At 48.4% G+C, this 24,856-nt stretch carries 18 protein-coding genes and 1 tRNA gene; 5 read left to right on the top strand and 14 right to left on the bottom strand.

Going from position 1 to position 24,856, the window contains the following annotated elements; genetic code table 11:
* Positions 1 to 8: 8 nt before the first annotated feature.
* The 5 genes from DDZ15_RS06485 to DDZ15_RS06465 form a co-directional block, all read right to left on the bottom strand.
* The gene (locus DDZ15_RS06485) at positions 9 to 3,584 is read right to left on the bottom strand and encodes a TonB-dependent receptor (protein WP_242978908.1); all 3,576 of its coding nucleotides are present in this window, start codon (positions 3,582 to 3,584) and stop codon (positions 9 to 11) included.
* 69 nt (positions 3,585 to 3,653) lie between these two features.
* Positions 3,654 to 4,721, bottom strand: coding sequence for a FecR family protein (locus DDZ15_RS06480; RefSeq protein ID WP_158278636.1), 1,068 nt, complete (start codon positions 4,719 to 4,721; stop codon positions 3,654 to 3,656).
* A gap of 623 nt (positions 4,722 to 5,344) precedes the next feature.
* Positions 5,345 to 5,890, bottom strand: coding sequence for an RNA polymerase sigma-70 factor (locus DDZ15_RS06475; protein WP_109646262.1), 546 nt, complete (start codon positions 5,888 to 5,890; stop codon positions 5,345 to 5,347).
* Positions 5,891 to 6,123: 233 nt separating this feature from the next.
* Complete coding sequence (gene nagB / locus DDZ15_RS06470; RefSeq protein ID WP_109646261.1) at positions 6,124 to 8,034, bottom strand: glucosamine-6-phosphate deaminase; 1,911 nt, start codon at positions 8,032 to 8,034, stop codon at positions 6,124 to 6,126.
* 238 nt (positions 8,035 to 8,272) lie between these two features.
* On the bottom strand, positions 8,273 to 9,148 hold the full coding sequence (locus DDZ15_RS06465; RefSeq protein ID WP_109646260.1) for a PIG-L deacetylase family protein: 876 nt from the start codon (positions 9,146 to 9,148) through the stop codon (positions 8,273 to 8,275).
* Positions 9,149 to 9,500: 352 nt separating this feature from the next.
* Between DDZ15_RS06465 and DDZ15_RS06460 the strand changes: the two genes are divergently transcribed.
* Positions 9,501 to 9,587, top strand: a tRNA-Leu gene (locus DDZ15_RS06460).
* 128 nt (positions 9,588 to 9,715) lie between these two features.
* Here DDZ15_RS06460 and DDZ15_RS06455 read toward each other — a convergent pair.
* The 7 genes from DDZ15_RS06455 to DDZ15_RS06425 all read right to left on the bottom strand — a co-directional run bounded on the left by DDZ15_RS06455 (position 9,716) and on the right by DDZ15_RS06425 (position 19,623).
* Complete coding sequence (locus tag DDZ15_RS06455) at positions 9,716 to 10,054, bottom strand: hypothetical protein (RefSeq protein ID WP_109646259.1); 339 nt, start codon at positions 10,052 to 10,054, stop codon at positions 9,716 to 9,718.
* Positions 10,055 to 10,635: 581 nt separating this feature from the next.
* Complete coding sequence (locus DDZ15_RS16600) at positions 10,636 to 10,860, bottom strand: hypothetical protein (RefSeq protein WP_146198530.1); 225 nt, start codon at positions 10,858 to 10,860, stop codon at positions 10,636 to 10,638.
* A 328-nt stretch (positions 10,861 to 11,188) separates the two neighbouring features.
* Positions 11,189 to 13,018, bottom strand: a complete 1,830-nt coding sequence (locus DDZ15_RS06445; RefSeq protein ID WP_109646257.1) for a Vgb family protein — start codon at positions 13,016 to 13,018, stop codon at positions 11,189 to 11,191.
* Between the two features lie 524 nt (positions 13,019 to 13,542).
* The gene (locus DDZ15_RS06440) at positions 13,543 to 15,381 is read right to left on the bottom strand and encodes a hypothetical protein (RefSeq protein ID WP_109646256.1); all 1,839 of its coding nucleotides are present in this window, start codon (positions 15,379 to 15,381) and stop codon (positions 13,543 to 13,545) included.
* Between the two features lie 321 nt (positions 15,382 to 15,702).
* Positions 15,703 to 16,779 carry a YncE family protein gene (locus DDZ15_RS06435; RefSeq protein WP_199222898.1) on the bottom strand — a complete coding sequence of 359 codons (1,077 nt, stop codon included), beginning with the start codon at positions 16,777 to 16,779 and terminating at the stop codon, positions 15,703 to 15,705.
* A gap of 110 nt (positions 16,780 to 16,889) precedes the next feature.
* Complete coding sequence (locus DDZ15_RS06430; protein ID WP_109646254.1) at positions 16,890 to 18,899, bottom strand: LVIVD repeat-containing protein; 2,010 nt, start codon at positions 18,897 to 18,899, stop codon at positions 16,890 to 16,892.
* A gap of 97 nt (positions 18,900 to 18,996) precedes the next feature.
* On the bottom strand, positions 18,997 to 19,623 hold the full coding sequence (locus tag DDZ15_RS06425; RefSeq protein WP_109646253.1) for a CPBP family intramembrane glutamic endopeptidase: 627 nt from the start codon (positions 19,621 to 19,623) through the stop codon (positions 18,997 to 18,999).
* Between the two features lie 183 nt (positions 19,624 to 19,806).
* Here DDZ15_RS06425 and DDZ15_RS06420 point away from each other — a divergent pair, with 183 nt between their 5' ends.
* The 3 genes from DDZ15_RS06420 to DDZ15_RS06415 all read left to right on the top strand — a co-directional run bounded on the left by DDZ15_RS06420 (position 19,807) and on the right by DDZ15_RS06415 (position 21,623).
* Positions 19,807 to 20,343, top strand: a complete 537-nt coding sequence (locus DDZ15_RS06420) for a hypothetical protein (RefSeq protein WP_109646252.1) — start codon at positions 19,807 to 19,809, stop codon at positions 20,341 to 20,343.
* A gap of 146 nt (positions 20,344 to 20,489) precedes the next feature.
* The gene (locus tag DDZ15_RS16690) at positions 20,490 to 20,651 is read left to right on the top strand and encodes a hypothetical protein (RefSeq protein ID WP_158278635.1); all 162 of its coding nucleotides are present in this window, start codon (positions 20,490 to 20,492) and stop codon (positions 20,649 to 20,651) included.
* A 21-nt stretch (positions 20,652 to 20,672) separates the two neighbouring features.
* Entirely contained in the window at positions 20,673 to 21,623 is a 951-nt protein-coding gene (locus tag DDZ15_RS06415; protein WP_109646251.1) for a serine hydrolase domain-containing protein, read from the top strand.
* Positions 21,624 to 21,716: 93 nt separating this feature from the next.
* Here the strand turns inward: DDZ15_RS06415 and DDZ15_RS06410 are convergent, their stop codons facing one another.
* Both DDZ15_RS06410 and DDZ15_RS06405 read right to left on the bottom strand, forming a co-directional pair.
* Positions 21,717 to 22,079 (bottom strand): DUF3127 domain-containing protein, encoded by a 363-nt coding sequence (locus tag DDZ15_RS06410; protein ID WP_109646250.1) that lies wholly within the window; start codon positions 22,077 to 22,079, stop codon positions 21,717 to 21,719.
* Positions 22,080 to 22,192: 113 nt separating this feature from the next.
* A complete protein-coding gene (locus DDZ15_RS06405; RefSeq protein WP_242978906.1) occupies positions 22,193 to 22,939 on the bottom strand; it encodes a phenylalanine 4-monooxygenase in 747 nt (248 codons plus the stop codon).
* Between the two features lie 207 nt (positions 22,940 to 23,146).
* Between DDZ15_RS06405 and DDZ15_RS06400 the strand changes: the two genes are divergently transcribed.
* Positions 23,147 to 24,697, top strand: a complete 1,551-nt coding sequence (locus DDZ15_RS06400; protein ID WP_109646249.1) for an amidase — start codon at positions 23,147 to 23,149, stop codon at positions 24,695 to 24,697.
* The last annotated feature ends 159 nt before the right edge of the window (positions 24,698 to 24,856 follow it).

Below are 24,856 nucleotides of genomic sequence, written 5' to 3'. Positions count from 1 at the left end.
ATTTGCGATTAAAAGGAGATGTCGATTCCAAACTGGAATGCTCTAGATAGCGGATAAGCACCGTAATCCTCACCCGGTGTCAGTCCGTTACCCTGCGAAAGGTTTACCTCGGGGTTGAAACCGATGTAGTTGGTCCAAATCGCAACGTTGGTTACCGATCCATACAGTCTCACACTTCTCGCAAAGTTTCCAATCAGGTTTTGAGGCACATTATATCCAAGCGTAATATTTCTCAGCTTGATGTACGAACCATCATCTACCTGGTAGGAGGACGGACGGTTGTTGTTTCCGCCTGAGTTTCGCTCAGCTTTTGGGTGCTTCCCGTTGCCCGGATCCTCTGGAGATCTCCATCGATCGTTCAAAACGGCATAGCTGTTAAAGTTCGCCTCACCGTTTCGAAGATGACGGGCCGTCAGATTGAGGACTTCACGGCCTTCAACACCCTGGAAGAAGAAACTGAAATCAATATTTCTCCAGTTAAACCGGTTGGTGATTCCCCACGTGTAGTCGGGATGATAACTGCCGATCACAGTCCGGTCATTGGCATCAATCACACCGTCGCCGTTCACGTCTTTAAATCGGAAGTCGCCCGGTGTGGGATTGCCTTCCAGATCCTCAGGGGCACTATCAATTTCCTGCTGTGTCTGGAAGATCCCTTCAACCACATAACCATAGTAGGAACCGATCGGGGAGCCTACCTGTGTAATGTGACGAACACCTGCAGCTCCTGATACAAGGATCGGGTCTCCTTCCGGTCCCAGTTTTTTCACTTCGTTGGTGTTGGTCGCAAAGTTGAAATCCGTTGACCAGTTAAAGTTGCCGGTCATATTTCTGGATGTAACCTGGAACTCAAATCCTTTGTTCTCTACCTCACCAATGTTGGTAAGTGCACGTGTGAACCCTGTTACAGCCGGGATGTTTACTTCAAGCAGCAGATCCTCGGTATTACTGATGTAGTAGTCAAAGGATCCATAAATGCGATCTTCCAGTACAGCAAAATCAAGACCCATATTAAGCTGTCTGGTGGTTTCCCACGTAAGCTCCTTGTTTCCTAAAGTCACAGGAGATACGCCTGATACAAGTTGATCACCAAATACATAATTGTTGGATGAAATCAATCCAATAGATCCATAATTCGGGATCAGGAAGTTACCTGTAACACCGTAACTGATCCTGGGCTTAAGTTCATTAAACAGGGTTTGATCCTGCATGAATGATTCCTGAGTCATCTGCCAGCCAAGTGATGCAGACGGAAAGATACCTGTTTGATTATCCACCCCGAATCTGGATGATCGGTCAGATCGAATGGTTGCAGTTAACAAATATCTATTCTTGAATACGTAGTTGGCACGTGCCAAGTAACTTACCAGAGACCACTCTTCAATAAACTGGTCACCGCCGGTAATCTGGCCTCCATTTACGGTTTTAACCTGGTCATCCGGGAAATTCTGTGCAATAACCCGGTTTCGCTCGTCTCGCTGCTTCTGTGCGGTGAAACCCACAACCGTGTCGAGCCTGTGATCTTCACCAAACGTGGTTTGATAGGTCAGCGTGTTTTCCCAGAGCCAGTTAAATCCAAGTGCGGAAGTTGACTCAGCGAATGGCCGCGGAGCACCGCCCCTGTAAGAGAGCTGAGTACCCTGGTAAAAAGAACGTTGGAAGTTATCAATATCATAACCCAGGAGAGACTTAAATGCCAGATTCTCCATGATGTTATAGGTACCGTAAATGTTACCGAATATGCGGTTGTTGTTTATACGCTCGTCGATAAAATCACGAACGGCCAGCGGATGGTTGGTTGTAGTGGTAGCACCACCCAGATCGTTATGGCTTCCGTCCTGCTGCCGGTAGGTTCCGTCGGGATTGAACGGATCAACGACAGGCGATTGCGTCATGGCCGAGTAGATGATACCCGGTGGAGAACCGAAATAGGGAGCATTCGCCGCTTTACGGTCATGCTCGGTAAATGCTGCGTTCAGTCCCAGACCTATCTGAAATTTTTCAGACAAATCGGATGTAAAATTTGCATTCAGTGAATATCGGTTGAATCCGGATCCGTCGATAATACCGGTCTGATCCATGAAACCGCCTCCCACGAAATAGGTAAAGTTGGTACCGCCACCGCTAACAGACATATCATAATTTTGAAGCGTGGAGGTATCCAGTACCAGGTCGAGCCAGTCGGTATCGGTTCCGTCCCAGTTTACATAAGCTTCCGGTATCAGGTGAGTTCCTGTTGCGCCGGAAGCTTCACGACCCGCATTGGTATCAGGATCATAAAGCGGGTTATAGAACGGACTTGCGGGGTTGGTCGGGTCCTGCTGACGCAAATAGGTATTATTTCTCGCGTCTTTGGTGTATTCAATTAATTCTTCGGCATTCATTAATTCAGGAACGTTAAATGCCGATTGAACACCTACAAATGAACGAACATTAATTTGTGGCGGGCTGTCGGTGCGACCACGCTTCGTGGTAATTAAAATAACGCCGTTAGATCCTCTTGAGCCGTAAATAGCAGCTGCAGACGCATCCTTGAGCACCTCAATAGATTCAATATCATTCGGGTTGATGGTTGCCAGCGGGTTCACTTTCGGAGCAGCGAAGCTGGATCTCTGTGATCCTACATTTGGCTGCAAGTTGAAGTTCTGCGAAACAGGCACACCGTCAATTACATACAGAGGCTCATTACCTGCAGAAATGGACCCTACACCCCGAATAATAATTTGAGGAGCGGCACCAGGTTCACCCGTTGATTCTGCTACGTTAACGCCCGCCAGACGACCCTGCAGGGCATTTTCAAAGCTGGAAACCGGTGCGCTTTGAATGGTTTCCGCACGGATGGATGTAACAGCACCCGTTACTTCGGTCCGCCTCTGAACACCATATCCGACAACAACAACATCATCAAGAAGGGCAACGTCCGATTCCATTTCAACATTGATCTCGGTTCTGTCGCCTACGGTAAACTCCTGCCGCACATATCCTACGTATGAAAAGGCAAGTACGGAGTTCTCGTCGGGAACATCAATTTCGTACCGGCCATCCATATTGGTTGTGGTACCTATCTGAGTTCCCACAACAAATACAGTTACACCCATCAGAGGCTCGCCCGTATCGGCGTCGACCACTTCACCGGTAATGACAACCGGTATGTCTTCCTCTGCCTCCTCAACCGGAAGGCTCTCTTTCACCATGATCTGTCTTCTGGAAGTGATAACCGGCTCAAAACCTGTTCCTGAAAGAGCTCTTTCCAATGCCTGGGCAACGCTGATGCTTCTTTCACTGATGGTTACCCTGTCATTGCCGGAAAGTGCGCTTTCATCGAATGCGATTTCAAGATTTGCCTCGTCAGCAATTCTAAAAAGCGCTTCCGAAACTGTCACATCAAACAGACTGACGGAAATTTTATTGGTTAACTCCGGTATTTGCGAGCTGTAATCTTTTACAGAATAGTACGTAACCAGATCGGGCAACGACGATTCTGACGACTGTTTTTGAGTGTATCCCTGAACCGGTGAGAGCGCTGTACTTAATAACATCCCCACCAAAACCGGAATAACTTTTATCAACGTAACGGTTTTCATACGCTTGGTGCTTTTTTTGTTTTTTGTTTGGACTTACTCCATCCTGTTATGTTGTGCTGTTCACACGTTTTACCTTTTGACGAGAATGCGATCCCCGTCCTCCAATACTTCATAATTTATGTTCATTGACTCACGGATTACGTCCATTACTTCTGTAACGGACCTTGTTTTCAGGTTTGCAGTGAATTTATCCTTCAGCTGCCCCTGAACCTCATTATTGATGGTGATATCCACATCATACCATCGCTCGAGTTCCTTAAATACATCCTCCAAATCTGCATTTCTGAATACGATGCGCCCATCCATCCAGCCAAAATAGGAGTCCGGATCCTGATACATTTCGAGTGTCAGACGCCCGTTTTCAGTATTTATCGTACCTTTATATCCCTCATTTACAATAAGCCTGTTCTCCTTATCATTATTATTCCGGAGCTCAACCGTACCGGTTTTAACCACAACCTGGATGAGGTTTTCATTTTCATAATAGCGAACGTCAAATGACGTACCCACCACCTCTACAACCGCATTTCCTGCTTTAATGTGAAATGGCCGGTTCTTATCGCGTTTAATATCAAAAAAAGCCTGCCCCTGCAGCGTAACTTCCCTTGTATCACTGCTGAATCGATCGGGAATTGTTAGTTTACTTGCTGCATTGAGTGTGACACGGGAACCATCGCCCAGCTCGATACCGGCCCTTTCCGCGTCGTACGTTACAATTTCATTGAATACGGGAGCCTGATAACTATTTTCATCAGACTGCTGCGGAGCATATTTCAGGGTAAGTATGCCGGATGTAAAAGCAACCAGTACGAGGGCGGCAACCTTTAACAGGTTGGAAAAGAACTGCTGGCGTTTTCTTATTTTCCTGAAGTGACGTATCCTGGCTCGTTTTTCTTCCGGGTTGCGGTTAATCTTTCCGGATACGCAGTTCCAGTCTTTCTCAAGATTGAGCTCACCTATAATCGATTCGCCCTGCTTCTCCTCTGAGGCTTTCCAGATGCGGTCAACCGAATGAAATATTCTTCTGTTCTCGTTGCTGGCTTCAAGCCATTCTTCCAGCTTACGGGCATCCGTTTCACTCAGTGAGTGGTCGTGATGTCGCGCTATCAAAGCCCAAATGTTGTCAGTATTGCTCATAAATTTTTCTGTATTACTGGAGTGTAGACAGCTTACAGCAGCCCTCCCCCCATTCTTTTTAAAAAATTTTCTGCAGATGGATTTGATTGAGGCGGGGTGCAGGCAGAAACAAATAATCAATAATAAATCATCAATCATCAATCGACAGTCGCAAGTCGTCCATCGTCCATCGCCAGTCACAAGTCGTCCATCGTCCATCGCCCATCGCTCATCGTCCATCAAAATCCTCTCCGTAACCCCTCGGCAGAGATCCGGGCGGTGTTAATGATCGCGCCTCGGGGTCAATGGGGTAGCCCATTTTCCAACCCGGGCTTCACCCGGGGCTATTGATATTCAACGCCTGCGGCGTTGGAAGTAACTAGCCTGCTGAGGCGGCGCAGATTGTTAAATTCATGAATTTGGGATCCTTATGCACCGTCACTGTCCCGTTTGCAGCTTGTCATCCCGAGTGAGAGATCCGTCAGCCGACGGAGATCGAATCGAGGGATCTCCCAGCATCTCATCTGGATAATCTTCCCAATAACACCTCGACATAAAGACGGTGCTGGGAAGGGGCTTCAGGTCTCTGACAGCAAGCCTGAGGCACAATCCAAACAAGCTGATAGCTGATTGCTCCCCGGTTCCTACAGATCCAGATTTTCCCGGAGGAATTTGAGTGATTTACCCATCTGATTTTCCACGGTTTTCCTGGCAATGTTGAGCACTTCCGCAATTTCGGCATAGGACAGTCCGTGTTTTCGGTACAGTATAAATATCGTACGCCTTCTCTCCGGCAGCTGCTCTACAAGCCTCCATACCTTTTCAGAAAGCTCCTCCGTATTGAACTCTTCTGTACGGCTCGATTCGGAGATCTCTTGCTGTCTTTTGAGACGTTTTTCAAGCCTCTCCATCTGCTTCTTTTGTTGCAAAAAGTTGAGTGATTGGTTCCTGACGGCCTGGTACAGATATGCCTTGAGAGACTGCCGGATGTAAAAGTTCTCTTTATTGTCCCAGATTTTAATGTACACTTCCTGAACAACATCCCTGGAAAGATCAAGCGACTTCACATAGCTGTTTGAAAAAACACAGAGCCTGGAGTAGTAGGCCTGAAAGAGCTGCTCGAAGGCCTGACGGTCACCAGCCCTGATCCTTTCAACAAGTTTCTGATGTCGTTCTGTAGGGTGTTTCATGAATCCTGATTCGAACAAAAAGAGATAACGGTTTCAGAGGAGCGCTCTTCCCCGTCACGGATTAACAGCCAAGAGAATGTTATGAGCATAAATTTGGAACAGGCAGCGATCTTAACCGGCGAAAAAAGGATGAATGGCAGTTATCTCTTTTAAATAACGTTTTCAGCAATCAGGTGCAATATGGTGTGTTCTTTGAAAGAAAAAAGAGTGATTTGCAGTTGTATATCAGCCGCTTACAATTGGGCTTCCCACCTTGAAAATCCTTCAATGGAATCGTATTCGGCAAGGCCCAGGCTGTCGTACGTTGCAGCTGTTTTGATGGTCCGTTCGTCGGCAATCATCCAGAATTCACGGCTCATCGAACCCGGATATTTCGGCTGATCCTTTTGAGATGCGTGCTTGAATATGGCACGCCGCTTTCTGAGTCTTTCACCCGGACTGAGCGGTACCGCCATATCAATTTCACTTACGTCCCAATCCTGCCATACACCCCGGTAGAGCCATACATAGCACTCATCCATCCATGATTCACTTTCCAGTGAGTTCAGGGATTCATGAATTGCCTCCCAGCAGATCCTGTGCGTACCATGCGGATCCGACAAATCTCCAGCCGCATACACCTGGTGAGGCTTCACTTTTTTCAGGATACCGGTTATAAGATCCAGGTCTTTCTGACTCAGCTCATTCTTTTTCGCCCTGCCGGTTTCATAGAAAGGCATTTCCAGAAAATGGATATTCTCCTCTTTTACTCCCGCATACCTGCAGGCCGCACGAGCCTCCGCCCTCCGTATCTTTGTTTTCACTTCCAGCATCCGATCGCTGTCCGTATCGCCCGGCTTCTTTTTTTCCACGGAGTCAACCAGTCTTGCATAGAGCTCTTTTTCCTCTTTGCCTGTACTGTAAAGCGAAACAAAATCTGCATATCTGAGCGCTTCATCGTCATAAACGGAAATATTTCCGCTTGTCTGATAAGCTACGTGCACCTCGTGACCGTGCTCAACAAGGCGCATCAGTGTCCCTCCCATCGAAATCACATCATCGTCGGGGTGCGGTGAAAAGATAAGCACACGTTTGGGAAACGGCTCAGCCCTCTCCGGACGATTGGAGTCATCGGCATTGGGTTTGCCTCCCGGCCAGCCCGTGATGGTGTGCTGAACCTGGTTGAATACACGGATGTTCACATTGTATGCGGGGCCGTAGTCCGTAACAATGTCGCTCATTCCGTTTTGGTTGTAATCCTCATCGGTAAGTTTCAGTATCGGCTTGCCTATGGAAAGACTGAGCCAGTTCACCGCTTTGCGAATCTTCCGGTCGTCCCAGTCCACCGGACCCACCAGCCACGGTGTTTTTCGTCTTGATAATTCGGAAGCGGCCGGTTCATCCAGAATTACCTTAATATTGTCATGCTTCTGCAGAAAGGTGGCGGGAACCTTCTCCGATATTTCCCCTTCAACGGCTCTGCGAACAATGGGAGCCTTCGCTTCGCCCCACGCCATCAGGTAAATTTTCTTCGCCTTCAGGATGGTACCAACCCCCATGGTGATAGCCCTTCGCGGAACGTGCTCTTCTCCGAAAAATGCGGGAGCTGCATCGGCGCGCGTGAGTTCATCCAGCGTTACCAGTCTTGTGCGTGTCTTTTCGATGGAACCCGGCTCGTTGAATCCAATATGCCCCGTACGGCCAATCCCCAGAATCTGAACATCGAGACCGCCCGCCTCGCTGATCTTCCTCTCATATTCTGCGCAGTATTCGTACACTTCTTCCCTTGTCAGTGTGCCGTCCGGAATGTGTATTTGCTCATCCGGTATGTCAATATGATCAAAAAGGTGCTCACGCATAAAACGGACATAGCTCTGTAACTCTTCGGGCTGCATGGGATAGTATTCATCCAGGTTAAAGGTGATCACCCGTCTGAAACTGAGTCCTTCCTCCTTATGCAGCCTCACCAGTTCACTGTACACTCGGATAGGCGTGGAGCCGGTAGCGAGACCCAGTACCGTATTCTGGCCTATCTGATTTCGCGCCCGGATGAGGTTTGCAATATCGGATGCCACCTTTACCGACGCTTCCCTTGCATCCGGATAGACCGTTGTTTCAATTTTTTCAAAAATCGTTAAACCGGGATGCTCTGTGTGATTTGCCATGTACGAATTAAATAAATGATGATATGATGTAATATGGTACTGTTTACGATTCCCCTGTCAGCGGCATTTGGGCGGTAAAAAAGAACCTAATCAGATCGATTCTGAAAACCAAGATGGAGTTGATGCATTCATGAGGCAGCTATTAAAAAAATTTCGCTCATAAAAAAAGGAGAGCCGTCCGGAAACGGCCTCTCCCGGTTTAACATTCCGCGTATAAATATTCGGGCTGGGCTTTTGATTAATATTCTCTTTGCCCGAGTGCGGGACCCGAACCCACACCGTCCGGAGCACCCCTGTAATAGCGAAAGCTTTCCGTATCACCGGTGCTATTGCGGAAACGATCCATGTAGGCGCGCCGCTCCTCCGCCGGCAGATCATCCAGCGTCATAAAATAGTCTTCGCTGTTGCCCGGGTAATTGCTTCTGCCCGTCTCAGAAAACTGGCTCAGGTACGCCATTCTGGACTGAATTTTTTGCTCGCGGTAGTCCGAAATGTCAACGGTCATGTTATTCCCTTCCGAACCCCAGAACATGTATTCATTGATGCGGACAGGCTCAAGCCCTTCCTGGTGCAGGTGTTCGGGAAAAATCAGGTGCCATTCCGCAGCGCGGGCTGCATCAACGGCCAGGTAGGCTGCTGCCCTGTGGTCCGCCTTATGCCAGCGCTGATACCTGTAACCGGGCTCAAATGCAATCAGCACATCAGGCTGAAGCTTCCTGTACCACCACACCATACGCTTCACCAGCTCCTCCTTATCGGCAAATTCCACCATGCCGTCGGTATACCCGAGATTGATATAGTTCTCGGCCGGCAGGCCGATGTGGTTCATCGCATTGAGCTGCTCATGCCGTCGGATTTTCTCGAGCCGCTGACGCGTCATTTTTCTGTCGCGGGTACCCACATTGCCGTTTGTAAGCAGCATGATATAGACATCATTGCCATTCTCCTGCAGCATCGCCAAAGTTCCGTGCCGCCCGGCATCGTCATCCGGATGTGCCCCTACCAGTAGAATAGTTTTTCCTGTCCACTCCTCAATAGGCACTTCGGGCTGGGCGTTGGCATAGAGCGGCAGCAGCAGCAATACCGCGGCTGTAAGTATCATTATCTGTTTCATCTCAGGTCATGTTTAAAATGTTATGGTTGAGAGCACGTTTCAGGCAACGGATGCCTGTATTCGTGTTGTTCAGACGACAGGTATCAAGCTCATTACCCCCATCCACATCAGCCGGTTTTTTGCAGATTGAGGCCGGAGCCGTCCGATTCCTGCTCCGGGCCGGCGGGATATGCATCGGTGAACGGCTTACAAATATGCTGCAGTCACTATTTTATCTCTCAAAAGGGTTGCATACGGTACGGTCAAGTTGGTATATTACGAATCTTGAATTCGATTGATGGTTCAATTGCGTAAAACCGCACAATAAATCATTCGGTTTCAGGACTTTTTCTTTAGTGATGTTGATGTACTAGCCCGGGTGGCGGAATTGGTAGACGCGTGCGTTTCAGGGGCGTATGCTGGCAACAGCGTGGGGGTTCGAGTCCCCCCCCGGGCACCAATTCTCGATATGCGATTTCAGATTGACGATGTACGATCTGTGATTTTTACCAGCTGGAAGCTCTCTCCTCTAATTTATGCTCCTTTCTTATGCAATTTCTCCCGGTCATTAGGAAAGTTATGTTTTCACTATCTGAGATTTAGTGAAATAGCCTTTGGAATGTTGGGCAAAATGCATTTCTCGCCGGAATTACTCAGGCCGTTCGAAAGGTTCAGAAGCCTATCCTCAAAGCTGGATCGCTCTGAATAGGGCAGCACACCAAACATTTTCTGCCCGTCTCTGGATAGCGCATAATTATCCTTAACGAAATTGAAGTCCCGGAGTAAATCCGAGGTTACGGATCGGGTATTGACCGCGAAGTCGTAGTGGTTGAGCGGGGTGTATGAATCGGTTTTTTCCGGTTCGGGAATGGTAAGAAGCTGTTCAAGGGAACAGCGCCGGGAACCGCATTGGGTAAGTAAAGACATAAGAATCTCCGTATAATTAAGGGTTTTTGTTCGGAGTTCTTATACCAATAATATACAGTAACTATGGATTTCACATAGAAATCTATTTTATCGAATAATCTACTTTTTTAATTCAATGTCTGTTATTGTGCCGGTCATTAAATAACTACATGAATATTACACCTACTCGATTAAACTGAGGATCAAATAAACCACCAACTGTTGGTTCTTGAATATACTGCGTACCATCACTGTCCGATAGATATTTATATATGACCATAAAGTAGTAATCTTTCACTACATAAAGGGCATAGTGGGTGGGTGGATCCTTAACAGGATCATCTTTATAGATCGCATTTAAGACTCCGTCACATATCCATTGTTCAGACGGGAGTACTAGACGCCTTATTTCAGTCTCGGAAACATCATGTACTATTGATGGAAATGCTTGTTCACGATTACCTCGATTCATCTCAGTAGTAAACAGTTGCGAGACTGAGTAATCTAATATGTCAAAGTAATCATCACAACTCGACTGGGCAGATACCTTTGAGTTGCTAAATATTGTCGAGTAAGCTACGATTATTATAATTATATATATTTTAGAATCCACAACGATCCTCCGGTTCATGAACTAGTTCTTTAGTTGATCCATCATAATATTTCATCACAGTCTCTCCGTCCATGTAGTAAGATGTAATTCCATGTTCCACTGCATATAGTAAATCCCCACTAGAAGTACCTTGTCCTGCTGGTACTCCACTTTCGTAATATTCAGCTCTTTCATCAGGATCTGTAATATTGTATTTATCTAAAAACTTCTCCACAAGACAAGGTACTTTGATCTTTTCACCAGAAATGGTTGGATGGATATGGATAACCGCGATAGCCCCATTTGGTAGGGGTGGAATCGCACCAGTAGTGCAAAAAGTGGTTTCACTCCCTCCATAAAGTTATACTCCTTTCGATTAATATTTCACCCAACCGTTCCGCTAACAACTGAGATCCACACCTCATCAACGTCCTCCGTGTTTCCCTAGCTCCCCTCTTTCTATTCAAATCTGTTTATTTTATTTGAGAATCACACCCTTTTGTAAACCAAAAAACCCCCGCACCGGTAACCCGGAGCGGGGGTTTTTATTTAGAAGAAGAACCTCATTTCTTAGAGATGCGGTAAATCACATTCTTAACCCCTCCCGAAACATAAATATCGCCAGATTGGCCAATGGCTACCCCATCAAATAACCATGTAGGAGGTGCAATACCATCCAGATCAATTGCAGGGCCGCTAAGCTCAAGGTTATCTGCGATTGTGCTTACATCTCCATTCGCCAAGTCGATGCGCGATAACCGTGATGCCCCAGCTTCAACAACCAGCAGTCCGCCTTCTTTATCCCATGCCAACCCTTCCGGACTCATTAATCCCGTAGCTACAGGAACAGGCGTTGTAGGAGTATTGCCGTTAAATTCTATCTGCCAGACATTTCCTGTACCCCAGTCAGCTACCCACAAGGTTTCCCCGTCAGTGGCCAAACCACTTGGCGCAAATACATTGGCGTTGTCTATTGGCAAGATCATCGATTGGTCACTTGCCCGTACGACGCCGCCAAGGCCCAAATCGGACACTGCTATGTCATTTTTAAACCGAATGGCATCTATTGGAACCGCCATTGGAAAAGTTTCAATGACCTGCTCAGATTGTGGATTCCAAACCTGAACTACTGAACCAAAATAGGAAGACACAATCAGATTCTCTCCGTCCGCAGAAAGAGTAATTGGAGAGGTCAGCACAGGTCCGGGAAGTAAGCTGCCTTTATAAACATTTTCTTCTCTGCCGGTGAGACCATTTAATTGGTACAATGTAAATAAGTTGGCAACAAACAAAGCATCTTTATTATTTGATCCAGGTAAAACGGCCATGCCCATAGGTGCAATCATCCCACCACCGCTTATGGTGCGTGGCTGACCACTAGGTAGAATTTCTACTACCGATCCAAAGTTGGCATTAGAAATATATAAGGTACCATCGGAGTCAAAGGCCAGGTTGTCAAGTCCCTTTTGAATTTTTATAAAGAGTGTTTTTTCTCCGGTCAAGGTATTTAATTTGAAAACTTCACCTGTTTGATCCAGAACGTGTAGCACTCCTTTGGAATCAAACTTCGCGGCTGCAGGGACTGTGAAGCCCCCGGCTACAATTTCTACGGTACCATCTCCAAAAGGATCAGTAGAGGTTGGAGTTCCAGGACCTCCGACATTTACACGAACCACAGCCCCACCTGCAAATAACGGTCCGTATAATTTACCATCTGAGCCGAAGTCGAATGCATTCAAAAAGCCAAGTGGAAAAGGATTTGCCGGAGTGGAAGCAATGATTTGCCTCGGTGGGGCAATAAGGTCCGGGTCCAGCTCATATAATCCATCTCCCAAAAAAGCGAGTCCCACAAATAGACGTCCCTCATCATTAAAGGTAATAGGATTGACGCCAGGTGCAACAAACTGCTTAGTCACCAACCCTTCCGGGGTCATACGGCCAACCTCACCTTTAAATAAATCAGTCCAATAAAGCGACCCATCCGGTCCAAAAACCAAATCATCAGGAGAAATCACTCCATCCCCTGGGCCAAGTCTCTCAATAATCCTGCCGTTTTGCTTATTCATCACAATTATTTCCTGACCGGCAAAACTAGCAACATAAAGATTGCCATCCGGACCGAAGTTTAGACCATTGGTACCTTTTATGGGAGCTCCTGTATAAATCTCCTTCACAAGGACTTTTGAATCCTGATACTTCTTATCAATCGTCGAATCAAAAGTAGAAGTCTCTCCATTAAAATCGGCACCTCTTTGCTCGTCTACGATGGAATCACATCCCATCACCGTCAGAGCCATGACCAGCATCAGGGTAAACCCCTTTAAAAGGTTTAGCCCGCTGTCTGCCCGGCTCTTATGTACTGTGTTAATAAGATTGCTTGGTTTATTATTCATCCTGTCACCCCTTTTTTTTGTTAAGCACAAGGTTATCCCGATGCTTTAGATTTTCAATAAACAAATTAATTTTGACTGTTGATTATTTCTATAGTTATTAATCAATTAATTAGAAACATTTAATTTATTTAAACCACAATTTGTAAGCCTTTAAAACCTTATGTAAGAGGTCACCTTTTTTTGCTTTCACTAATCTGTGTACTCCCCTCTTCGCAACTACGGTTGATACATCAAAATCCATGGATCAGTGGCTCCCCTAATCACGGATCAACTTCCGAGATTCAGTAAGACTGGAAAAACTCCTCCTATAAACCAAAAAACCCCCGCACCGGAAATCCGGAGCGGGGGCTTTTCTTTTGAAAACACACAGACCATTTTTTGTTCAGGCTGAAAACGTCTCACTTTTCTCAGCCTTTAATCAACACAACACTGCACAGTCTTCACTCTGGTGCAGTTCACAAACCCGGCAGCTATTGCTGTGGCCGCCGGATGTACCCCATAAATACGTCAAATCATTTACTCCTTTAAAATCCATTCCAGACAACCGTCCACTTCACAGGGACGAAACTGCCTGTCTCATCATAACTGTAGCCGATCACTTCTCCACGGTCGTTTACCGCTCTTGCCAGACTGTTGCCGCCGTAGCCGGGAAGTTCCATCATGCCAAACTCTTCACTCCAGAGGAATGCCCTGGAAACACCGGGAGCCACGCTGCTGTACCCCGCGATCTGTCCATAGTCGTTGATATCCCACGCCGTGCTCCAGTCGCCGCCCAGCGTACCGAGCCGGGTAACCCCGTCGTCTTCACTCCACAGAAACGCTTCACTCTGTGAGGATGCACTGCCGTACAGATCATTCTGACTGAAACTCTGTTCTGCGCCGGCTGCCGTTTCTCCCCAGGGAAATGATTCCGCAGAAAAAGTGCCCTGCACAAGCATCTCAGCCACATGAGCAGGATCGTAAACGCCGCGTGTATTTGTGGCTTTCAGCAATCGGTCCGCCGAAAACTTCTCCTCTGCTCCGGCAAGTGCGTTGCCCGACATCTCCGGGGATGCATCAGACGAAACCAGTATGGATCCGACCACCTCGCCGGCATTGTTTACGGCGTTGGGCCGGCCGGAACTGAAGCCCGAATAGGTTCCAAGTCCGCGCAGTCCGCGCTCTTCATCCCATTTATAGGCACGGTTTGTAATGGTGTAATCCAGTCCGACCACCAGCCCCATATCGTTGATTCCGCTTGACCAGCCGTTTCTGGTTATCTCCCGGATATTGTGCGAGTGATCCCAGACGAATCCGTAAAACTCGTAGTCGTAATAGGATCCGTATTCATCTTCGTAGACCAGCTGTTCGCTTACCATTTCACCGGCAATCTCACCTTGGTTATTGATGTCGTACACTTCGATCTGATCTCCCATTGGAATCTGCACTTCCGAAAGGCCGCCATCGGGATTCCAAAGCATCAGCTTGTTTCCGCGGCTTCCGGCTACCATGCCATCGTCATTGATGGCGCGGGCAAAGATGTTGCCCATGTTAACTGTTCCCAGATTTTCATCCCAGAACAGATTTCCCCCAATTACCTGTCCGCGATTGTTGATGTCCCAGGCAACCGAAAGGCCGGCCGTCTCCGCCAGGTTCACCATCTCCACGCGGTATCTGCTCGCTTCCAGCATCAATCCGTATGAGTCGCTGCCTCCCCTTACAAGCACAGCGTAGACTGAAAAGTCATCAAATTCGTACCCGCGGTATTCCGCATTCACAGCCGTAAGGATGTCATCCACAATAGTTGAATTGTAGGCGGGTGTACCGTTCCGGAGCATATCCTGATTGAGGGTATTCACGTCCGGATTGCGATGGTCAAAATCGAGGTGCGGCGATAGGACCCACAGTGCGGCCTGCAGTTCCAGGCGCGTCGCATTAGTTTCTGAATCTGTAAATTGACGGCGTGTATTGAGCAGATAATTAACCCTGTCCCATTCACTGCTTCCCTTCGTGGTTAAAAGAGTTACATTGCTGAAGAGCGAATTCCCCGTGGTCAGGTCTCTGTCGGGAAAGATACTCCAGCCTTCCCTTTGGTTTGATCCCGGAATTGCAACCTGACGCAGGCCGTCTATCTGAGCCCTGTACATCGACTCTTCACCCTGCACGATCGACATTTTTAAATTGCCTGCACCGTCGATGGGAGGCAAATCAAAAGAGATGGGTAAAGACGCATCAGTGCCGGTATCAACCGGAGCATTCTGAATGGTATCGCAGGAGGCGAGAAATGCTGCAAAAAGAAAACATGCAGTAAGCAACCGCAGAAACTGCGGACTCAGACTGCGTCCCTTTTCCTGAATCGATAAATGGTTGTATATGCTGGTCAAGATGATTCACTTAAAAATGCAAGAACCTGCGAAATCCTTTTCTCCAAACCACTCTGTGCAGGTTAAGCACTCTGTATTCTGTATTCTTACTTCACTCGTCAGCAGCTTGTCAGGCCGCCGTCTTTCCTGATACTTGTAACTCGTAGAATTCAATCTGAACCAACTTACTAAAAAAGCGCCAATATGCGTCCTCCTGCAGCATTATAATCTTTTAATACTGGCGTATACAGATAAGCTCCCCTGCCGGGGAAAAGCTCTATTTTATGGGTAGTCAGACAAGAAAAGCGGTGCCTGACAGGAACAAATCCGTACGGAATGGATTCAGTTATTGGTTTCTAATTTCCAGAAAGCGATGCCGCCGGCCTGCTTGCCCACTTCAACTACATCTACCAGTTCATGGGTTTCCAGGTCAATGATATCGACGGAGCCGGGCTCGCCCCCAATCCCTTCCACACTGATAAATGCATAGCGGTTATCGGGGGATATCACAACTCCGTGTGTTACCATGCGGCTGTTTTTGATTTTGGCAAGCTGCTCTCCCGTTTCAATATCCCAGATTCCCGTAGCACCCTCTCCCTTGTACGATACAACCAGCTTTTTTCCGTCAGGTGTGGGTTCCAGGTTGTACGGGCCCCGGCCCGGCGACTCCAGAACACGTTCCACAGCCCAGCTGTCCGTATTCACTACATAGATCCTGTCGTTTCCGTTGCCCGCAACATACACTTCGGGTCTGTTCGGGCTTGGTGATGCCCAGGTCGGTTTCACTACAGGTTCGGACATCATGGGGTGACCGGAATGATCCATTTCCATTGCAGCTGAAGCGTGATTCCGTTGTTCCTCCCCGTTCAGATTCAGTACACGGTTTACAGCAAGCCCGAATGCGTCCATCTCAAAAAGCTCATCCGTCATCATGGATGTGTGGTACTGACGGGTACCGTCCGGCGAGAGCCGGCTGCCGTGCGGCATGATGCCCGTTTCAATCCGTTCAATCTCGGCCATGCTCTCCCCGTCAACTACCGAAAGGGAGCTTGGAACATGATCGCCGTGAAGGTTGAAATTCACAACGTACACCCAGCCGGTTTGTTCCGATACATCCAGGGAAGCCGGGAACATCCCCAGTTCGGTCCGTGTAATCAACCGGTCTGTGCCTGTTTCGTATTTGTAGAGATGTCCGTAGGGCATGCCGTGCCCCATGCTCACATACCAGTAATCACCCGACGGATCCACTCCAAGCCCGTGCGGGCCCTCCGTTTCGGTTGGAAACTCACCCACGGTAATCACCTTATCTATAGCTGCCTTTGCCTCGTTCGCATCAAATGTGATCAGCGATACCTGATCTTCCGATTCCGAAGCTACGTAAAAGGAATAGGACTGTCCGAATGCCTCAGCAGAAAACATAAGAAGCACAGATGCCGCCATTAGCACCAGTCCATTGCATTTAACGCAAATTAAAAAGGGTTTCCTGCCCGGGCGCAATTCAGTGACTTTTTCCATCTTTCAACTATCGCTTAATTCACTTCCTCATTTTGCTCTTCTGTAAGCTTGAACGCCCACAGGCCTGAATTCCAGTCCGACACAAAAATATGCCCTTTGTACGGCTGCGGACCCCAGGCCATGGCCGCATTGGGAATATGTCCCTCATGGTGGGTCGTTACATAGTGTGCTATTTCGCGGCCTTGTGCATACAGGTCTCCCATCAGTTCACCGGAAATATCTACCACCCTGAGCCCTCCGTTGTAATAGGCAATATATAGTATATCGTCCTCCACCCAGAAGTTGTGAGTTCCCGCTTCCGGAACACGGTAGCTTGCCACCTCTTCGGGGTTGTCCCAGTCATCAAATTTGATGAAATGGATCCATCCGGCAGGAATGGTGGGACGATCCTCCGTATAGAGTCCGTTGGGAAATGCCTCATCACCCGCTATCACGTAAAAATCGCCTGTTGACTGACTCTTGAAAGGAAACGCCGCGTGGTTCCATCCGCTCGGGTAGGAGTACCGCGCAAGCTCCACGGGATTTGAAGGAGAGCCAAGGCCCAGCTCCACACCTTCCGGCGACAAAGCATTTGCGTTGCTTCCCACATCGGCGACAACAATCCCGTCGCTCCAGTTCGAGGAATAAGCCATGCCGTTTTCAATCCAGACATCGTGAATGGAGTGCCCCGGGGTATCGAGTTCAAACCTGCTCACCCGGTATGGGTTTGAGGGATCCTCGATGTTGATAATATCATACCGCGTGCCGTTGTTTACCGCGTAAACGTGATCTTCATAAATAAACGCGTTGTGAACGCCGCCCGTTAATTCATCGGTATATTCCGTAATAACGGATACGTCACGGGGATTGGTCACGTCCAGAATAACGATACCGTTTCTCCGGTTTGAGGCGCCCTCGCGGGTGATTACCGCAAGCCGCCCGTCTTCGGAGATTTTTACATCATTCACCGTTCTGGCATCCACGGTAACCGTATCGGTCGGGATGATATTGGCAGGGTTTGTAACTTCCCAGAAATAGGCCTCCCCGTTTCCTCCCCATGTGCCCGTAATGGCATAATCGCGGCCGTCCACGCCTTCCCATATCCATAGATCTGAGGTATGGACGTTTGCCACCAGCGCATGGCCCACCAGTTCGATATCGCGCGACACATTCCGCGGATTGATTCTGACCTGCTGTTGTTCTACCGTATTTCCGTTTTTGGCTACCAGTGTATAGAAGCCGGGTTTGTTTGCCACAAACCTTCCTTTCTGATCGATTTGTGCCGTGGCTCCCTCACCCAGCTGGTCGTCGGGCTCCGCAAGAAAGGAGTAGCTGATTCTGGCATCCTCCACCGGCCGGCCGTTTCCATCCATCGCAACAGCGTTCACGTGCAACACGTCCCCGGTTCTTGCCTCAAGAACATTATTCCCTATCTCAACACTTCGTACCGGATTGGGCCGTATGGTAATCCTTTTTGTTGTTTCAATACCTTCTGCCGAGACGCTTACAGTGACATTACCAGGCTGTAGAGCCCTGAAATGGCCGAATTGAGATATTTCCGCACGGTTTCCGTTATTCACGGCGAATGTGACATCCACATCATCACGGGTCAGCCCTGCTTCATCCAGAACCTTGTGATGAAGCCTGAGCGACTCCCCTGTGTAGATCTGTTCGGGTGCATTGGTAATTTCAATTCTGTCGAGAGGCGGATAGGCAACTACAACCGGAACCTCCTGCTGCACTCTGTTCCCCTCTTCATCAATATAAAGTGCAAAGAGTGTGTAGGAACCGGGCTTCATCGCCGTCGCTTCGCCCGATCTGCTCACCGGCATGTCGCGGCGTGCGCGGGAAAAGAAACGGATTTCTCCGTCAACCGGATTGCCGTTTTCATCGGTGATCTGAGCCGTGAGCTGTACTTTTTCTCCCACATCCAGCCTCAGCTCGGCAGGCGTGACGGTAACGGTCGCGGTTTGCGCCCACAAGAGAGTTGGTACGGCAAGAATACCAGGAATAAGAATGAATAGGGATCTGATCAGCTTTCGCATAAGAGATAAGTTAGGTTGAAAGTCGGAGCCTCAAACAGGACGGTATATAATTAACAGAATCTGAGGATAAAGACAACACAAAGCGTACCGGCCTTCTCTACCCGGAAATCTGTTCCTGTCGTTTCCCGGCCCAGAAAAGCATCACCAGGTCATAAACCGCATGCGCCGTCATGGCCGCTACAATACCCGAAAGCTCAAACAGAAAACCGAGCATCACGCTGAGCCCGAGCAGGAGCACCGTAAACAAAATATGTCCGGCCGATTTGATACTGATGTACCCGTGAATGGCGATGAAGAGCACGGAGGTGAGCCAGATACCGATCAGCGGCTGAATGGTGCCCCTGAACAGGATTTCCTCTCCCGCACCGGCGAAAAGGGAGATCTGAACCTTGTCGAAAAGGGTAAATTCTGCACGTGAAATAATTCTGAATATCATAAAGTCGTCGAGCACTTTACTCATGGGCGGACGCGTAGAGAAGAAAAGAATGACAAGCGCGGAGGCCACACCCGCACCCAATCCCGTAAGCAGCTGTTCAACAATCGGTTTCCCGGTAAAAAAGACAGACAAAAGGCTCTCTCCGATAACAAAATAGTATAGAAGCGTGGCTATAAACAGGTAGAGAACCATAGACCCAAGCGACATTCCCAACAGCTCCCTGGAGCTCAGGTTCAGGTCCTCTTCCGTAAACATCTTATCGGGCTTATTGTCGCCGCTATCCTCCATATAGAGATAAATCGGGTTATGTTGAACTGGTATACGCGTTACGCATCCAAAGAAACGGGTTTTTCATCTCAAGACCCAATGCTCATCCCTGCAATAAAAATTCTGAATATATGAAACTGTAATCCATGGTTTCCGTAGAGTTGACCGGATCTAAGTACAGTCAACCAACTATACCTTACGAATATGAAGTCAAATAAATCCAGAGCAGCCATTCTTATTCCAATTATTTTTCTCTGCGCCCTTTCTGTACCCAGGGCACAGGGTGTTGTATTCAGTGAAGACAATTACGGAGAAGATGCCGAGCTTGTCGATCGAATGGCCCATTCCGACACGGATTATGCCATGACGACCCGCGAGGGCTCCATTGATTTTATGATCGCAGAAAAGAGTATTGTTATTCAGTTCAGCGATTCGTTTATGACCAACTTGCGGGAAGAACTGGATGCTGAGACCAGCAAAGAACCGGATGACTCCCATTTTGCCACCGTCATTAAATCGATGGTGAGCAGCGGCGTGAGAACCATGCTCGACCGTGCAATTGCCATACCTTTTACCGAAATAAGTGATGTATATATCGCTGAGGGGCGGCTTGTGATTAAAGACCTGGACGGCAAAGACCTCTTTGGCGAAATGGAAGTGAATGACCGAAAGGTTATGGAAGACTTCCGCAGGCGGGATGCACGCAGGTTTGTTGCGGAGGCTGAACGGCACATGCCCTGAAAGGACAGGCATTTTGTAATGTGACTTTCCCGGAGGCCCACCCCCTTACCGTCACTTATTATCTGTTTTGGAGTTGTTTAAAACCTTGAACTATCCTGCTGATTCTTTAGATTACAGGCATAAATCTAAAATAATTTAGTAAACCAATGCACATTCGACTCCTTCTTCTGTTCAGCACAATGTGCCTGGTTCTATTTACAGGATGCTCTTCAATCAGTGCTCCCGAAAAAGCTGTCTACTCGCTTTCGGCTGATGAAGTTGTAACCTCAGATCAGGCTGAACGCATAGGCGATGCTCTGTCACTCTAACCGAATAACACGCAATTTGCCATTGCGATCATAGATGACTCCACAGCCCGATACTACGGAGCAATCCGCACTGCCGACACCCTCAAAAATATGAGCAATTCTGAGAGCGTTTTTGAAATAGGCTCCATTTCCAAAGTATTCACCTCCACTCTGCTGGCACATGCAAGTGTTGAAGGAGGTATAAATCCGGATGAGCCCATTAGAAACTATCTTGAAACGGAGATGAAAGACAGTGCGGAATTTACGTTTATGCAACTGTCTAATCACACTTCGGGACTGCCCAGGTTACCGCCCGGATTTATCTGGAATATGCTGCTGAACACAAGTAACCCGTACGCCTATTTTGGTGAAGAAGACCTGATAACCTACCTGAGAGAAGATGTAGAGCTGGAGTATGAACCCGGTGAAGAGCATGCCTACTCAAATCTGGGCGCCGGACTATTGGGCTACGCTCTTGAACAAGCTGAGGGAGCATCCTATGAAGAGCTCCTGAACCGTCATATTTTCCGCCCTTTAGGCATGACCCGTTCGACAACAGTTCAGGAAGGTATTCAGCAGTATCTCGTTCCGGGCCTGGATAAACGCGGCCGCGAAACATCCAACTGGGACCTGAACGTACTGCAAGGGGCCGGTGCAATCTATTCTACGGCGCATGATCTGTCCCGCTTCGCCCTCGCCAATTTTGACCCCTCCAATGAGGTGTACGCTCTGGAAAGGCAAACCACCTTCAGCAATGAGGAAGAGAACCTGGAAATAGCCATGGGCTGGATTATCAGCACGCGCAGCTCGGGAGACCGCTGGTACTGGCACAATGGGGGCACCGGCGGCTACAGAACAATCATGGTTATCAGCCCCGAAAACAACCGCGGCGTTATCGTGCTGTCAAACATCTCGGCCGGCCATTCAGAGGCAGCTGAAATTGACCGGCTCGGCTTTGACCTGATGGGATCTCTAAGCGATACGGATCAATAAATCTGGGTGAGTGCGATAACAGATTGTATTAAAGAATCCTTGCCTCTTGAATCAATCCTTCATCTCAAATACACGCATAATTAAATGAGTGGTTTAAAAAGGCGGGTCATCGTCATCATAGGCTCCGAAGTCAATCACCTTTTCATCACCCGGCATTCCTCCCTCGGGGGCCGCCCCGGATGATGAGTCTCCCCTCTCCACTTTCCAGGCCTTTACATCCGTATACCACCTTCCCTTGTACTCACGGCTCTGAATGTCAATCCATGCCGTCAGGGTTTCGCCCTCCTGTACGTTGTTCTTGTCAATCTGTTCTCCCCACTGGGTGATGCATACCAGCCGCGGAAATTTACCGGGGGTTTCCAGGATAAAATCCTGCTTCTTCCAGGGACCGTTCTTCCCCTCTCCCGACTGCATCTCCAGTATTTCCTTCACCTTGCCTGATATTTTCAGATCCATTGATTCCTTGCCTGTCTTAAAAGTTAAGCAGCCGGATAGACTGCACTGTGTAAATAAGAATGAAGTAGGCCGGATTCAAGCTTCATTTCCGGAATCCGGCCAACGGTGAACCGTTATTTGGCAGGCGCAATGCTGACTTCTTTTCCAAGCTGTTTGTCGAGCGTGCTTACCGACAGATACAGCTCCTCGAAAGAGGTTATCTCAAAGTATTGGGTCTGTATTTCGGAGGTGATGAAATCGGTATGGAGCACACGGTCTGCATTGTAAGAGTGCACGTCGATATCATCCTCAAAAATATGTTTTGTTTCACCCGAAGAGGAGATGATTCCCGCACCGTAAATCCTAGTGTTTTCCTTAAGTTTTATCAGCCCGAATTCGATGGTGAACCAGTACAGCCTCTGAAGCTGCCTTTCAACGGTTTTATTGTGTCCGTATTCCACCCCAAGCCGGCCGAACCCCTCAACAAATTTTGCATACTCGGGATTCATTAAGAGAGGAACATGGCCAAAGATGTCGTGAAACATATCCGGTTCCTCCAGATAGTCGAGCTGATCCATGCTGCGCAGCCAGGTGGAAGAACAGAATTTCTTCTCGGATAGCAGTTTGAAAAACCGGTCCACGGGAATCAGTCCCGGCACAACCACGATCGACCAGCCGTTTTCTGCCATCAATTTTTCGTTCAGCTCATCAAAGTCCGGAATTTTATCAGCATTCAGCACATCACCCAGTTTTTCAAGGCAGCTCATATATTCCGGATGAGCCCTCCCCTTTAGTGTCTCGGCCTGCCGGCTGAAAAGTGTTCGCCAAACGGTGAAATCCTCGTTTGTGTATGCTGAATAGTCCTGTCTGATATCGTTCATATATACGCTGATGAAATAGATTTTTTATAAAATTAAAACCTAACAAAATGAAAATGTCATGCTTTAGTTCCATAAAGAGTTCATTTCCCGGCAGCAGTAAACATGTCGTCATGATTTGAAAAGCATTGAACGATCCGTTTTACAGGTTGCTACAGTAGCGAATTATCCCTTACTTCCGTTCTCTCACTCAAATAAAACGACCCGATTATGTTGACCAGACTTCTATCTACTCTTCTGTTATCTCTTTTACTCCTTGTGTCGTGCACGGGCGACCGTGACAGCCTCTATGAGATGCTGAATCTTGAAGAGATTACCATTGACCAGCTTCACGAAGGATATGAAAACGGCGACTTCACTATTCAGCAGGTCACCCGGGCCTATCTCGACCGAATTGAATCGCTTGACAAAGACCGGCTCAATTCCGTTCTCACGGTGAATCCGAATGCGCTTGCAATAGCCGATTCTCTCGACAGCGAACTCCAGGCCGGTGAAATACGCAGACCGCTGCACGGTGTGCCCATTCTTCTGAAAGACAATATCAATACATACGATATGCCAACTACCGCAGGATCGCGGTTTATGGAGGGATCTGTACCTCCTGAGGATGCCTATATTGCCCGAAAACTGCGTGAAAACGGGGCGGTTATTATCGGTAAAACCAACCTGAGTGAGTGGGCCAATTTCCACAGCAGCTTTTCATCCAGCGGATGGAGCGGACTGGGCGGCCAGGTCAATAACCCCTACGACCTAACCAGGAACCCTTGCGGATCCAGTTCAGGCTCCGGAGCGGCAGCCTCCGCAAACATGGCAACACTCACTATCGGTACGGAAACCAACGGCAGCATTGTCTGTCCATCGAACGCAAACGGCATAGTTGGCCTGAAGCCAACCGTAGGACTTTGGAGCCGCAGCGGCATCATACCGATCTCTTACACCACCGACAGTGCGGGCCCCATGGTGCGAACCGTTCGTGATGCGGCTCTTCTGCTCGGAGCCCTCACAGGAGTGGATCCCGCAGACGACAAAACGGCCGCCAGCGAAGGCAACAGCTATACGGACTATACGCAGTTTCTGAATGAAAACGGCCTCGAAGGAAAGCGAATCGGTTTTTATACCCAGCCGCTCGGAAATCACTTCCGGGTTGATACCCTGATGCACCAGACGATCCGACAGCTCGAAGAGCTGGGTGCCGAGATTGTGGAAATTGATCAAATAGGAGGCAACATCGGCGGCGATGCGTTCCAGGTGCTGCTCTATGAATTCAAACACGGACTGAATGAATACTTTGCATCACTGGGAGAGGATGCGCCGCTCAGCAGCATGGAAGAGCTTGCAGAGCTGACGAGAAATACACCGGTTGAAACCGAGCGGTTCGACCGTGACCTGATTTTAACAGCGGCCGAAAAAGGCGGTCTTGACTCCGAAGAGTATCAAAATGCACTCGAAAATATGCTCTCCGGCAGCAGGGAGAACGGCATGGATAAAGTGATGGACGAAAACAATCTGGATGCGATTGTGGCGCCTACAGGATCACCCGCCTGGAAAACGGACCTTATTCTGGGTGATAACTTTCAGCTCTCAAGCAGTTCTCCATCCGCCCGCGCGGGCTATCCCATCATCAGCCTTCCCATGGGTAATATTGACGGACTTCCCGTCGGCGTCTCCTTCTTTGGACGCGCCTGGAGTGAGCCGGTACTTCTCGAAATCGCTTATGCATTCGAGCAAGCCACGGATAACCGCCTGGTACCTGAACTCTAAGCGGTTCTGGCAGTCAATATCCACCCCCTTTCAAATCGGAAGGGGGTATTTCGTCTGCTTCACATTAAGGGCCTGCCGGAATCCAGGACGGTGACACCTTATGTTATAAAGACGTGACACGATCACCCTCGATTTTTCATTTCTTGACAAGAAATTGTT

Origin of the sequence: Rhodohalobacter mucosus (assembly GCF_003150675.1) — a bacterium.
Classification (GTDB): Bacteria; Bacteroidota; Rhodothermia; order Balneolales; family Balneolaceae; genus Rhodohalobacter; species Rhodohalobacter mucosus.
Note: the sequence above shows the minus strand (reverse complement) of the source record. Positions and strands in the feature narration are given on the sequence as shown.

Bases quoted from the DNA above. Each gene is read 5' to 3' on its own strand.
- DDZ15_RS06485 (WP_242978908.1), bottom strand. From the start codon at position 3,584: ATGAAAACCGTTACGTTGATAAAAGTTATTCCGGTTTTGGTGGGGATG.
- DDZ15_RS06480 (WP_158278636.1), bottom strand. From the start codon at position 4,721: ATGAGCAATACTGACAACATTTGGGCTTTGATAGCGCGACATCACGAC.
- DDZ15_RS06475 (WP_109646262.1), bottom strand. From the start codon at position 5,890: ATGAAACACCCTACAGAACGACATCAGAAACTTGTTGAAAGGATCAGG.
- nagB (WP_109646261.1), bottom strand. From the start codon at position 8,034: ATGGCAAATCACACAGAGCATCCCGGTTTAACGATTTTTGAAAAAATT.
- DDZ15_RS06465 (WP_109646260.1), bottom strand. From the start codon at position 9,148: ATGAAACAGATAATGATACTTACAGCCGCGGTATTGCTGCTGCTGCCG.
- DDZ15_RS06455 (WP_109646259.1), bottom strand. From the start codon at position 10,054: ATGTCTTTACTTACCCAATGCGGTTCCCGGCGCTGTTCCCTTGAACAG.
- DDZ15_RS06445 (WP_109646257.1), bottom strand. From the start codon at position 13,018: ATGAATAATAAACCAAGCAATCTTATTAACACAGTACATAAGAGCCGG.
- DDZ15_RS06435 (WP_199222898.1), bottom strand. From the start codon at position 16,779: ATGTTTTCTGCTGAGGCATTCGGACAGTCCTATTCCTTTTACGTAGCT.
- DDZ15_RS06430 (WP_109646254.1), bottom strand. From the start codon at position 18,899: ATGCGAAAGCTGATCAGATCCCTATTCATTCTTATTCCTGGTATTCTT.
- DDZ15_RS06425 (WP_109646253.1), bottom strand. From the start codon at position 19,623: ATGGAGGATAGCGGCGACAATAAGCCCGATAAGATGTTTACGGAAGAG.
- DDZ15_RS06420 (WP_109646252.1), top strand. From the start codon at position 19,807: ATGAAGTCAAATAAATCCAGAGCAGCCATTCTTATTCCAATTATTTTT.
- DDZ15_RS16690 (WP_158278635.1), top strand. From the start codon at position 20,490: ATGCACATTCGACTCCTTCTTCTGTTCAGCACAATGTGCCTGGTTCTA.
- DDZ15_RS06410 (WP_109646250.1), bottom strand. From the start codon at position 22,079: ATGGATCTGAAAATATCAGGCAAGGTGAAGGAAATACTGGAGATGCAG.
- DDZ15_RS06405 (WP_242978906.1), bottom strand. From the start codon at position 22,939: ATGAACGATATCAGACAGGACTATTCAGCATACACAAACGAGGATTTC.
- DDZ15_RS06400 (WP_109646249.1), top strand. From the start codon at position 23,147: ATGTTGACCAGACTTCTATCTACTCTTCTGTTATCTCTTTTACTCCTT.